The sequence below is a fragment of the Methyloceanibacter sp. genome (assembly GCF_050999895.1).
Taxonomy (GTDB): domain Bacteria; phylum Pseudomonadota; class Alphaproteobacteria; order Rhizobiales; family Methyloligellaceae; genus Methyloceanibacter.
The window spans coordinates 1-12,650 of record NZ_JBPCOU010000088.1; the positions used below are offsets into that span (position 1 = coordinate 1).

Below are 12,650 nucleotides of genomic sequence, written 5' to 3' on the forward strand. Positions count from 1 at the left end.
ATTCCGCGCCGGCTCTTCTTTCCTCCCTCCTCCCCCGCCTCTCTCTGTTCTTGTCATGCCCGCGAAGGCGGGCATCCAGTAACCACCGCCCCATCGTTGTCTTACTCCTGTCCTCGTCATGCCCGGCCTTGTGCGGGCATCCACGATTTGCGTCAGGCGGTGATACCCCCTAAGCGGCCCGCGCCTTCGCGGCTTCGCCGTTGAACATCAGGCCGTCCTTGCCGGCGGTGACATTGACGGTATCGCCGTCTTTCACTTTGCCTTGCAGGATCATCTCGGCGAGCGGGTCTTGCACGAATTTCTGGATCACGCGCTTCAAGGGCCTGGCGCCATAGGCCGGGTCGTAGCCCTTCGCGCCCAGCCACTCCTTAGCCTTGTCGTCGAGATTGAGCATGATCTTGCGATCCGCGAGCAGACTTTGCAGGCGGCGAAGCTGGATGTCGACGATGCGCGTCATCTGATCGCGCTTCAGGCGATGGAACAGGATGATCTCGTCGATGCGGTTCAGGAACTCCGGGCGGAAATGGCCGCGCACGACCTCCATCACCTCTCCGCGCACGGCATCGGAGTCCTCGCCCTCGGCCTGATTGACGAGATATTCCGAGCCGAGATTGGACGTCATGATGATGAGCGTGTTGCGGAAGTCGACGGTGCGGCCCTGCCCGTCGGTCAACCGGCCGTCGTCAAGCACCTGGAGCAGGACGTTGAACACGTCCGGATGCGCCTTCTCGATCTCGTCGAACAGAATGACCTGATAGGGCCGGCGCCGCACGGCCTCGGTCAGCGCGCCGCCCTCTTCATAGCCGACATAGCCGGGAGGCGCGCCGATCAGCCGCGCGACGGAATGCTTCTCCATATATTCGCTCATGTCGATGCGGATCATGGCGTGCTCGTCGTCGAACAGGAACTCGGCGAGCGCACGCGACAGCTCGGTCTTGCCGACGCCGGTCGGGCCTAAGAACATGAACGAGCCCATCGGCCGGTTAGGATCCTGTAGCCCTGCGCGGCTGCGGCGCACGGCGGTCGCGACCGCATGCACGGCCTCGTCCTGGCCGACGACGCGGCGGATGATGTTCTCTTCCATCTGGAGCAGCTTCTCGCGCTCGCCTTCCAGCATCTTGTCGACCGGGATGCCGGTCCAGCGCGACACGATCTGCGCGATGAGGTCCGGCGTGACGACCTCCTGCGCCATCGCCCCGCCCTGATCCTCGGCCTCCTCCATGTCCTTCAGCTTCTTCTCGAGATCCGGGATCACCCCGTAGGCAAGCTCGCCGGCCTTGGCGAGATCGCCCTTGCGCTGCGCCTGCTCGAGCTCGATGCGCGCGGCGTCGAGATGCTCCTTCAGCTTCTGCGCGGAATTGAGCTTCTGCTTCTCGTCCTGCCAGCTCTGCGAGAGCACTTGCGCCTTCGCCTCGAGATTGCCGAGCTCCTTGTCGAGGCGCTCCAGCCGCTCCTGCGAGGCCTTGTCGGCCTCTTTGCGCAGCGCCTCGCGCTCAATGCGAAGTTGCATGATGCGGCGGTCGAGCTCGTCCAGCGCCTCGGGCTTGGAATCGATCTGCATGCGGAGCCTAGATGCCGCCTCGTCGACGAGGTCGATCGCCTTGTCGGGCAGGAAGCGGTCGGTGATGTAGCGGTTGGAAAGCACGGCCGCGGAGACGAGCGCGGCATCGGAGATGCGCACGCCGTGATGCAACTCGTATTTCTCTTTCAGCCCGCGCAGGATGGAGATGGTGTCCTCGACCGACGGCTCGGGCACGAAGATGGGCTGGAAGCGCCTGGCGAGCGCCGCGTCCTTCTCCACATGCTTGCGGTATTCGTCGAGCGTGGTGGCGCCGACGCAATGAAGCTCGCCGCGCGCGAGAGCCGGCTTGAGCAGGTTGGAGGCGTCCATCGCGCCGTCGGCCTTGCCGGCGCCGACCAATGTGTGCATCTCGTCGATGAAGAGGATGATCTGCCCGCCGGCGGACTGCACCTCGGAGAGCACCGATTTCAGCCGCTCCTCGAACTCGCCGCGATATTTCGCGCCGGCGATGAGCGAGCCCATGTCGAGCGCCAGCACCTTCTTGTCTTTCAGGCTCTCGGGCACGTCGCCCTTCACGATGCGATAGGCGAGGCCTTCCGCGATGGCCGTCTTGCCGACGCCGGGCTCGCCGATCAGCACGGGATTGTTCTTGGTGCGCCGCGACAGGACCTGGATCGTGCGGCGAATTTCCTCGTCGCGCCCGATCACGGGGTCGAGCTGGCCCTTGGCCGCAGCCTCGGTGAAGTCGCGCGTATAGCGCTTGAGCGCGTCATAGGCCTGCTCGGCGGACGCGCTGTCCGCGGTGCGGCCTTTGCGCAAATCGTTGATGGCGGCGTCGAGCGAGGATTGCGTGACGCCGGTATCGGCCAGAATGCGCTTCGCGTCCGCTTCCTTGGATTGCGTCAGCGCTTGCAGCACGCGCTCCACGGTGACGAAGCTGTCGCCTGCCTTGGTCGCGATCTGCTCGGCTGCATCGAGCACCCGCTGCGTCGCCGGCGCCATATAGACCTGGCTCGAGCCGCCGCTCACCTTGGGCAGCTTGCCGAGCGCGGCCTCGGTCGCCTCCAGCGCCTTTTTCGGCTGCCCGCCCGCGCGCGTGATGAGGCCCGCGGCGAGGCCTTCCGGGTCGTCGAGCAGCACCTTCAGGAGATGTTCGGGCGTGATCTGCGGGTTACCCTCGCGGTTGGCGAGCGTCTGCGCCGACTGCAGGAACCCTTTCAGACGATCGGACAGTTTCTCGAAATCCATAGGTCTCCCTTCTGGCACGCCGGATGTACGGGTCGGGTCCAACGCCGACCGCGAGGCCGAGGCGGCATGAATATACGCGCGCTCCTTTAACGCAGATATAGCGCCATGGAGACCAGGAAAAAAAACCTAAATCAAACCTTAGCGATTCTCAGGCCGGGAGCGTCGAGAAGAACCTGGATGTGCGGTAAGACCAAGCTGTGAGGATCGTCAGCTCACCGGATCGGCGCCTTCGTCGGCCGCCTGCGGCTCCGGCTGTTCGGCGCCGTTACCGTTGCCTTCACGCGACGGTACGCCATTGGAGACCTGACGCCGTGGCTGGTCACGCCCTTGATCGCGTCCCTGGCTACGGCCCTCAATGCGATTTTCGCCGCCGCGAGCTTCGTTGCGATTCTCCCCGCCACGACCTTCGTTGCGATTCTCCCTGCCACGACTTTCGCTCCGGTTCTCGCCGCCGCGGCTTTCGTTGCGATTCTCGCCGCCACGGCTTTCATTCCGATTTTCCCCGCTCCGGTTCTCACCGCGGCCTTCACCGCCGCTCGCCTGCGTGTTGGGCGGCCCTGTCTCGTCGTCATCGCTATCGTCGTAGTCGCTGCCGTCGCTCCAGCGCGGCCGGAAGCTGCCGCCGTTCGAGCCGTCATTCGGCTGGTTGCCGTTCGGTCCGAGCTGGGCCTGGGCCGCCATGATGATGCGATTATAATGCTCGGCGTATTGGAGATAGCTCTCCGCCGTGATCAGATCCCCCGAAGAGAGCGCGTCCCGTGCGAGCGAGGTGTACTTCTCGGCGATATGCGCCGCGGTCCCGCGGATCTTTACGTCGGGCCCGTTCGACTCGAAACTCCGCGCGAGTGTATTCTGAGGCTTACGGCCGCGGCCGCGCCCCCTGCGATTCTGCTGTGGTCCTTGCCTCATAGACTTCTATTCAACCCTTATTAGCGGCGACGCCGCATTTTCTTCCCTGCACTAAGGCAGATCCCGCCTGCGTCTTCACGCAGTCCGTACCCGGAGAGCCGGATCAGCCCACCAAACCGTCTGTAAAAAACGTTGTCGTTGCCTGTCTTGGATCTATCTCCGGCGCAACGCGCTCGGTATCGCTAGCGCCAGCCAACCTCAATCTCGATGGGCGGTTGAGCGTCTCCTGAACGTCCCGAGAGGCACGCCGACCTTCAATCGAGATTCACGAGATATCCGCTCTTGTTGCCTTTGCAACCGGCCGCGCGTGTCAACGCCAAGGCCGAGAAATATCAATTCCCTAGGCTAAAGCTAACCCGTCACTCCCGATTTTCCAAGCCCTTTTTTGGCATGCGGCACCATGTTCCGGGCTTGGTTACGAGGACGCTACGATGCAGCGGGGAAGTCCCGCGAGGTCCCGCCGGGCACAATTATCGTGGTCCACATCCAGGCCGTGAGCGCGGAAGAGCGCGGGCACGGCATCCGCCTGCTCCGACCCGATCTCGACGATGAGTTTGCCGCCCTTTTGCAGCACCGAGCCCGCCCGCGCGGCGATCTGCCGGTAGGCGTCAAGACCGTCCTCGCCACCGTCCAGAGCCATGAAGGGATCATGGTCGCGCACCTCTGGCGCAAGGGCCGCAATCTCCGCCGTTTCAATATAAGGCGGGTTGGCGAGGATCATATCGCAGGCACCATCGCCGATACCCGCAAGCCAATCTCCGGCCACGAACTGCGCGCGGTCCGCAACGCCAAGGCGCTGCGCATTCTCCCTTGCCAACGCGAGCGCGGCCGCGCTGCGATCGACCCCAATCCCGATTGCGCGGGGCAACTCGGCCAGAAGCGTGATGAGAATGCAGCCGGTCCCCGTTCCAAGGTCCATAAGACGGAGTGCCCTATTCCGCGGTCCGCCCACATCGACGACCGCCAGCGCCGCCTCGATCAGGGTTTCGGTGTCAGGCCGGGGATCCAGAGTATCGTCGTTGATAACAAAGCTGCGGCCGTAGAACTCCCTCAGCCCGACGAGGCGGGACACCGGCACGCCGCGCAGCCGGCTCTCCACCAAGGCGCCGAAGCGCGTCATCAATTCGGGCGCAAGCGCCTGGTCCGGCCGCGCCACGAAGGTCTCATGGTCGATAACGGCGGCATGACAAAGAAGCAGCCGCGCGTCGAGTTCCGGCCTCGCGATTCCCGACTGACGCATCAGACCGGCGGCCGCCATCCACGCTTTTGCCAGAGTCTGCCCGGCGCCTGCGATCTCACCCATGCGCCTCTTCCTGCATCTCCGCGAGTTGGCTCGACTGATAGTCGGTGATGAGCGCATCGATAATCTCGTCGAGGCCCTCGCCTTCGAGCACGAGGTCGAGCTTGTGCAGGGTGAGTCCGATACGATGATCCGTGACCCGTCCTTGCGGGAAATTATAGGTGCGAATGCGCTGAGAACGATCGCCGCTCCCGATCTGGCTGCGGCGATTCTGTGCCCGCTCCGCATCGAGCTTCGCGCGCTCCATGTCGTAAAGGCGCGAACGCAGCACCGTCATGGCCTTCGCCCTATTCTTATGCTGCGATTTCTCGTCCTGCTGGATGACGACGAGGCACGAGGGGATATGCGTGATTCTGACCGCGCTGTCGGTCGTGTTCACCGACTGTCCGCCGGGACCGCTCGCGCGGTACACATCGATCCGAAGGTCCTTGTCCTCGATTTTAACGTCGACCTCTTCGGCCTCGGGAAGCACGGCGACCGTTGCGGCCGAAGTATGAATGCGGCCTTGCGCCTCGGTGTCGGGCACCCGCTGCACGCGGTGCACGCCGGACTCGAATTTCAGCCGCGCGAACACGCCCTTGCCCGTGATGTTGGCGATGATTTCCTTGTAACCGCCTGTCGCGGACTCGCTTGCGGAAAGAACGCTGACCTTCCAGCCATGCTGATCGGCATAGCGCTGATACATGCGGAACAGATCGGCGGCAAAGAGCGCTGCCTCGTCACCTCCCGTTCCGGCGCGAACTTCCAATATCGCGCTCTTCTCGTCGGCGGAGTCCTTGGGCAGCAACTGCACCGTCAGGCGGTGCTCCAGTTCCTCGATCTGCGAATCGAGGACCTCGACTTCCTCCTCGGCAAGCGCGTTCATCGCGGCATCCGAGGCAGGGTCGTTGATGAGCTGCTCTAAATCTTTCCGCTCGCGCTTGGCTTTCCGGAGCGCGGCGATGGTCGCGACGAGGGGAGCGAGATCGGCGAACTCCCGCGACAGGCGCACATAGGTTTCCTGGTCGGGGCCGGTCGAGAGCATGCCTTGCACCGTCTCCCAACGGGCGACAAGCTTATCGAGCTTTTCAGCGGGAATCGTGCTCATGACGAAGGGGCTAGCAGCCTATAAGGGGCTTGGAAGCCGGTCGGCCTTACGGCTGCGCGGATCGTCTGGATCGAGCACGCGATCGGAAGCCTCCGGTGATTTGGATCCTGACGGCGAGGGCGTCGGCGGACTAGAGGAGTCGCCGAGCGCCAGCCATAGCCCAAATATGGCTGCGGAAATAGTGAGCGCCACCACGCCCCACTTCAGGAGGCCCCGCCGCGGCGGCTTTGCATCCGGCGCCACGGGAGCGGGCACTTGCGGCTTTTCCGCCTTCATCGGCGTCGGTGCAGGCGCGGGCTGGGCGCCGTTGGAATAAGGCGGAAAGGATTCAGCCCCCGGCTGGCGCGGCGGGCGCGGACGCGACTGCTGCTGTGGCGGCGGCGCGTATTGCTGCCCCGGCTGAGGCTGTGGCGGATAAGGCTGTCCCGGACGCAGCGGCTGCGCTTGAGGCTGGCCCGGGCGCGGCTGCACTGGGGATTGCGGCAGCGGCGATTGCGGCCGCCCGGGGAATTGTTGCGGCGGATAGGATTGTCCCGGAGAAGTCTGCGCCGGCTGATTTTGCGGCGGCCGCGCCTGAGGCGGCCGCGGTTGCTCGCGGCGGTCGGGCACCAACGGCTGCGGCTCGGGCCAGGGCGGAGGCTCCGGAGCGGAGGTCGGAAAGGGAGCGAACGGTTCGGCACTCTCGGGGAATTCGAAATCGACCGTTTCCGAACGGGGCATCACGGGAAGATCCGGGCCGCCGGGAGGCTGCAACTCGACGATGCCCGCTTCCACCTGCGCGTAGATGCGCCGGAGCAGAGGACGGACATCAAGATTGAGAAGCTCGCCATAGCCATTGATGACGCGGCAGGTCTCGGTCCAGGGAGGCAGGGCGTAAAGCGCGCCCTGCTCGAGCGCCTGCACGACGTCAACGCGGGTGCCAAGCGCTCCCGCGAGATCGTTCTCTGACAAATTGCTCGCGGCCCGAAGGTCGCGAAACAGCTCTGCCACCTCAGCATCGTAGCTGGCTGGCATTTCCTTAATCCCGTGAATATGCAAGCGCCGCCTGTCGGGAGCGTCCGGAGGCGGGCATCCAACGATCGTGCCCTAAGACAAGCTCATCGAATGGGACTTTGCAAGCCTTCGGGCGGGCTCCGCCCGGAGTCGCGGTGGTGCGTGTCATATTTGCACGCCTTTCTCCGCCGCAAAGAGCTTTAGGTCCGCGCGCAGGGACGTGCAATCTTTATTCAAAAGCTCGTCGAGCTTACCCTTAAGCTGCGCGGCATCGAGCGAGAGGATCATGGCTTTCACCGGCCCCACAGAGGCCGGGGCCATAGAAATCGAGCGAAAGCCGAGGCCGATAAGCGTCATCGCCTCCAACGGCTTGCCGGCCATTTCTCCGCAAAGCGTTAGAGGCTTGTCATGCTTCTGCGCGGCCGCGACAATCATCGCAAGCGCCCTCAGCCCCGCCGGATTGAGGGAATCGAAGCGGTCGGCGACGCGCACATTGCCCCGGTCCGCCGCGAACAGGAATTGCATCAAATCGTTCGAGCCCACGGATGCGAAATCGGCCGCCTGGAAAAGCGGATCGAGCTGCCACAACAACGACGGCACCTCGACCATGGCGCCGACCAGCAGGCGCTTCGGCTCCGGGCGGCCATGCTGTTTGAGGAGCCCGACTTCCCGATCGATCAAGGCGCGCGCTTGCCTGAACTCGCTGACGTCGGCGATCATCGGCAACATGATGCGCAGCTCACGCCCATGCGCGGCTCTGAGCAGCGCTCGCATCTGCGTGCGGAATAAAGCCGGGCGATCCAGCGCCATGCGGATGGCACGCCAACCGATCGCTGGATTCTCCTCCTTGCCCGCACGGAAATAGGGCAGCACTTTATCGCCCCCCACATCGAGGGAGCGGAACACGACAGGGCGATCGCCGGCGGAATCGAGAATCGACTTGTAGAGACGCGTCTGCTGCTCCAGCCGCGGAAAGGTCGCCGCGATCATGAATTGCAGCTCGGTGCGGAAGAGCCCGATGCCGTCGGCGCCCGACTGATTGAGATGCGGCAGATCGAACAGGAGCCCGGCATTGATGTGCAGGCCTACCCGCTCGCCATCCAAGGTCTCCGCCGGCAATGTCCGCAAGGCGCCGTATTGCGCCTGGCGCCGCGCGCGGAAGCGGACCTTGTCGGAATAGGCATCGACAAGTTCCTGCGTCGGCCGGATATGCAGCTCGCCCGCCTCGGCGTCGACGATCGCGGGATCGCCGGATTCAACCTCCTCCACCACGCCTTTCACCTGGCTGAGCGCCACGATGCCGAGGGCGCGCGCGACGATGGCCACGTGGCTTGTCGCACCGGCCTCCTCGAGCACAAGGGCGCGAAGGCGCTGACGGTCATAATCGAGGAGCTCGGCCGGACCCATGGTACGGGCTACAAGAATTGTGTCCTGGGGCAGGTTCCCGGTCGCGGCCGTGCCGAACTCGCCCGAAAGGAGCCGCAACAGGCGATTGGAGAGATCGTCGATATCGTGCAGGCGCTCGCGGGAATACATGTCGGTCTGCCGCAGCATGCGCGCGCGGGTATCGTTGCGGACGCGCTGCACGGCGGCTTCCGCGGTCAGGCCGGTGAGCAGCGCCTCGTCCAGACGCCGCCGCCAGCCATGATCGTGAGCGAACATGCGGAACGCTTCCAGCACCTCGCGATGCTCGCCGGCGCGCGCCATGTCGCCGCGATCGAGCATGCCGTCGATCATGCCGGTCAGCTCCTCGATGGCCTGCGACAGGCGCCGCCGCTCGAGCTCGACATCGTCTGAGATCAGCTTCGTCACGACGATACGCGGCTCATGCAGCACCACATGACCGAGCGCGACGCCTTCTGAGATGGACAGGCCGGTGAAGCGGATGCCGGCTTCCCGCCGCGCCTCCCCGCCGACATCGTCGCTGACGGTGAAGCCGCCCGACGCCAGCATCTCGGCGAGCACCATCGCCGTGGTTTGTAGCGCCTCGACTTCTTCGTCGCTGTAATGCCGCTGCGTGCGGTTCTGCACGGTAAGGACGCCGATGGTGTGACCGCCGCGCAGGATCGGCACGCCGAGAAAGGCGTGGTAGATTTCTTCGCCCGTTTCCGGCCGGTAGGAGAAGGCCGGATGCGTTTGCGCCTCGGCGAACTGCATCGGCTCCGCCTGCTCGGCGATCATGCCGACAAGGCCCTCGCCGCGCTTCAGATGCGTGTTGTGCACGGCCTCGTGCTTAAGACCTTCGGTGGCGAACAGCTCCAGCGATCCGTCGCGCCGGCGCAGATAGAGCGAGCACACCTCAGCGACCATATTCGAGGCGATCAGGACCACGACCCGGTCCAGCCGAATCTGCGCGCTCTCCCGTCCCGCCATCACTTCGCGAAGGCGGCGGAGCAATTGTCTTGGAGCGCCTACCGGGGTGGGCATGGCACCAATCCTCGCCAGCGGCTCGAACGCCGATCAAGCTGCATGAATGACGTCGGATGAGCCGGCTAAGGCCGCTCGCGGCTGTCCAAACCGAACAAGGAATGCAGCGTCCTTACCGCGAGTTCGGCATAGGCCGCATCGATCAAGACGCTGATTTTGATCTCTGATGTCGAGATTGCCTCGATATTGATGCCCTTTTCGGCCAGCGCGCTGAACATTTGCGCCGCCACACCGGCATGACTGCGCATACCGACGCCGATCGCCGATACCTTGGCGATGTCGGTCGAGCCGCGCAAGTCAAAATACCCAATGCGATCCTGGGCTTTTCTCAAGACCTCCAAGGCCCGATCGAGGTCCGAGCCTTGGACGGTGAAGGTGAGGTCCGTGTAGCCGTCTTCGGACACGTTCTGCACGATCATGTCGACATTGATATTGGCGCTGGCCAACGGCCCGAAGACCTGCGCCGCGACGCCCGGCTTGTCCGCGATCTTCAGAAGGGTGACCTTGGCTTCATCCCGCGCATAAGCGATCCCGCTGACGACATTTTGCTCCACGATCTCATCCTCATGGCAAACAAGTGTACCCAGTCCTTCCACGCCATGCTCCGGCGGCTGCCCGCCGTAACCTGGATGATCGAAGCTCGAACGCACAAGCACGCGCACGCCGCGCTGCATGGCAAGCTCGACCGAGCGCGTCTGCAAGACCTTGGCGCCAAGGGAGGCCATTTCCAGCATCTCTTCGTAGGAGATCCTGTCAAGGCGATGCGCCCGGGGCACGATCTTGGGGTCGGTGGTGTAGACGCCATCGACATCAGTATAGATGTCGCAACGTTCCGCCTGGAGCGCCGCTCCCAGCGCCACGGCGCTGGTGTCGGAGCCGCCGCGGCCGAGCGTACTGATGCGATTTTCCGGCGCGATGCCCTGAAAGCCGGCAACGACCGCAACCTCGCCGCCATTGAGCCGCCCCTTCAGCTCCTCGACATCGATGCCGATGATTCGCGCGGCGCGATGGGCGCTGTCGGTGCGCAGCGGAATTTGCCAGCCCTGCCAGGAGCGGGCTTTGACGCCCATGGCCTGAAGCACGATGGCGAGAAGCCCTGATGTGACCTGCTCGCCGGAGGAGACCACGGCGTCATATTCGCGGCCGTCATAATGCGCGGACGCGTCCTCGCCGTTCTGCTGGCGCTCTTCGTAGCCCCAAGCCTCCTCCACCCAGCCGACAAGCTGGTTGGTTTGCCCCGCCATGGCCGAGACCACGACGGCACAGGCGTGGCCCGCCTCGACCTCGCGCTTCACATGCAGCGCGGCGTTGCGGATGCGCTCGAGATCGGCGACCGACGTACCGCCGAATTTCAGGACTAAGAGGGCCACTTTCCCATCCGGGTCACAGCGTCATCCTTAAGCGCTGAGCCTGTCCCAGCAATAAGAGAGCCGGCCCCGAGGGGGGCCGGCCGATGGCCCTTCATACTGATTGAAAACCGGGGCTGCAACCTGGCTTCACCTGGCTTCGGTCGTCGGTCGCCTTGACAGGCTAGGAGCGGGAGGAGACCTATAGGCCATGACCCCCCGCCCTAGCAGTTCGACGACACTCGATGCCGAGGAGGTCAGACGTTTCGAGCGGCTAGCGAGCGATTGGTGGGACACCAAGGGGCCCTTCAAGCCGCTCCATCGCATCAACCCAGTCCGCCTCACCTATATTCGCGACCAGCTCTGCAAGCGCTTCGGCCGCGACAAGACCCAGGCCGCGAGCCTCAAAGGCCTGAGAATTCTGGATATTGGCTGTGGCGGCGGCCTCGTCTGCGAACCCTTGGCACGGCTCGGCGCCGACATCACCGGCATTGACCCCGCCGAGGAGAGCATCAAGGGGGCCAGAATTCACGCCGAAGGGGGCGGGATCGCCATCCGCTACGAGGCGGTCACCGCAGAAAACATGGCCGCGCGCGGCGAGGCCTTTGACGCGGTCATGCTGCTGGAGGTGGTGGAGCACGTCCCTGACGTTCCCGCCTTCATTCGCGGCGTGGCACCTTTAGTGGGGCCAGGCGGCGTGCTGATCCTCTCCACCCTCAACCGCACCTTGAAGGCTTATGCGCTGGCCATTGTCGGCGCCGAGTTGATCTTGCGCTGGATTCCCGCCGGCACCCATCAATGGGAGCGCTTCGTGACGCCGCAGGAGTTGAGCGCGGCCCTGCGAAGCGCGGGCCTCACGCCCAGCGACACGACCGGCATGGTCTACAACCCGCTCACCGATATTTGGCGGCTCTCGTCCGACACCGACGTGAACTACTTCACGACGGCGATGCGGGCTTAATAGCCCCGGCGGCGGTAGCGCTTCTGCTGGTAGCTAGGGGCCTGATAATAGCCCTGCGGGCCATTGTAGTAAGGTCGCGCCTGCCCAAAAAAGCCCCGCCGCCAGCGGCGCCGGTCGGCATAGGGCTGATCCGGCGTGAACCAGGGTTGCGTTTGGCTGGGATAGCGCTGCTCGGTCTTGGCGATTTTGGCTTCACCGCCGGGCGTCTCGCCCTCCAGCACGACCTTGACATTCTCCATCCCGGTATCCTTCACCAGCGTGTAAAGCGTCTCCGCGTTCTTCGGCGACAGGCGCACGCAACCATGCGAGGCGGCCGTGCCCAGCCGCTTGGTTTCATGGGTGCCGTGGATGGCATGGCCCTTCTTCGTGAAGAAGATGGCGTGAGGCATGGGCGCATTGTCCCATTGCTTGCTGTACCAGATCTTATTCATTGAGCTGACAGTGTAGCTGCCTGACGGCGTGGAATAGCCGCGGATACCGGTAGAGACGGGCCACGCATATTGCTCCACGCCATCGACAAAGACCGTCATATTCTGGTTTTCTTTGTCGATGGTGATGACGACATCGGACTTTGGTTTAGCCGGCTCTTCTTCCGTCGCCTCGGCTTCTGCATTGGAAGCGGGCGCCGGAGCGTCCTTTGGCGCAGCCTCGGATGCCGCGTCGGGGACCGCCTGCGTCGATTCGGTCGCGCCAGGATAGACCGGCTGCGGTTGCGACGAAGATGCGGGCTCAGCCTGCACACTCGCAGAAAAGGCAAGCATGGCGGCAAAAACCAGGGCTGCAATCAGCCCATGCTGAATCCCGAACGGACGGCGAAGAGTCGTGAGAGGCATGAAATCTTTCCCTAGGTTGCACAG

General features: G+C 64.1%; 9 protein-coding genes. 1 reads left to right on the forward strand and 8 read right to left on the reverse strand.

Annotated features, from left to right (window positions below; genetic code table 11):
* Positions 1-169 precede the first annotated feature (169 nt).
* The 7 genes from clpB to ACR2J1_RS10015 all read right to left on the reverse strand — a co-directional run bounded on the left by clpB (position 170) and on the right by ACR2J1_RS10015 (position 10,856).
* On the reverse strand, positions 170-2,770 hold the full coding sequence (gene clpB, locus ACR2J1_RS09985; protein ID WP_434019178.1) for an ATP-dependent chaperone ClpB: 2,601 nt from the start codon (positions 2,768-2,770) through the stop codon (positions 170-172).
* Between the two features lie 207 nt (positions 2,771-2,977).
* A complete protein-coding gene (locus ACR2J1_RS09990; RefSeq protein WP_434019179.1) occupies positions 2,978-3,679 on the reverse strand; it encodes a DUF4167 domain-containing protein in 702 nt (233 codons plus the stop codon).
* Positions 3,680-4,094: 415 nt separating this feature from the next.
* The gene (prmC, locus tag ACR2J1_RS09995) at positions 4,095-4,982 is read right to left on the reverse strand and encodes a peptide chain release factor N(5)-glutamine methyltransferase (RefSeq protein WP_434019180.1); all 888 of its coding nucleotides are present in this window, start codon (positions 4,980-4,982) and stop codon (positions 4,095-4,097) included.
* The gene (gene prfA / locus ACR2J1_RS10000) at positions 4,975-6,066 is read right to left on the reverse strand and encodes a peptide chain release factor 1 (RefSeq protein ID WP_434019181.1); all 1,092 of its coding nucleotides are present in this window, start codon (positions 6,064-6,066) and stop codon (positions 4,975-4,977) included. Before prfA ends, prmC begins: the two co-directional genes overlap by 8 nt.
* Positions 6,067-6,084: 18 nt before the next feature.
* Positions 6,085-7,080 (reverse strand): hypothetical protein, encoded by a 996-nt coding sequence (locus tag ACR2J1_RS10005; protein ID WP_434019182.1) that lies wholly within the window; start codon positions 7,078-7,080, stop codon positions 6,085-6,087.
* A gap of 144 nt (positions 7,081-7,224) precedes the next feature.
* On the reverse strand, positions 7,225-9,486 hold the full coding sequence (ptsP, locus tag ACR2J1_RS10010) for a phosphoenolpyruvate--protein phosphotransferase (RefSeq protein ID WP_434019183.1): 2,262 nt from the start codon (positions 9,484-9,486) through the stop codon (positions 7,225-7,227).
* 65 nt (positions 9,487-9,551) lie between these two features.
* Positions 9,552-10,856, reverse strand: a complete 1,305-nt coding sequence (locus ACR2J1_RS10015) for an aspartate kinase (protein ID WP_434019184.1) — start codon at positions 10,854-10,856, stop codon at positions 9,552-9,554.
* 187 nt (positions 10,857-11,043) lie between these two features.
* On the opposite strand from ACR2J1_RS10015, the gene ubiG reads away from it, so the two are divergent.
* Complete coding sequence (gene ubiG / locus ACR2J1_RS10020; RefSeq protein ID WP_434019185.1) at positions 11,044-11,793, forward strand: bifunctional 2-polyprenyl-6-hydroxyphenol methylase/3-demethylubiquinol 3-O-methyltransferase UbiG; 750 nt, start codon at positions 11,044-11,046, stop codon at positions 11,791-11,793.
* Here the strand turns inward: ubiG and ACR2J1_RS10025 are convergent.
* Positions 11,790-12,626: a L,D-transpeptidase gene (locus ACR2J1_RS10025; protein WP_434019186.1), complete on the reverse strand. Its 837-nt coding sequence runs from the start codon at positions 12,624-12,626 to the stop codon at positions 11,790-11,792. The two genes, ubiG and ACR2J1_RS10025, sit on opposite strands and share 4 nt — an antisense overlap.
* Positions 12,627-12,650: the final 24 nt, after the last annotated feature.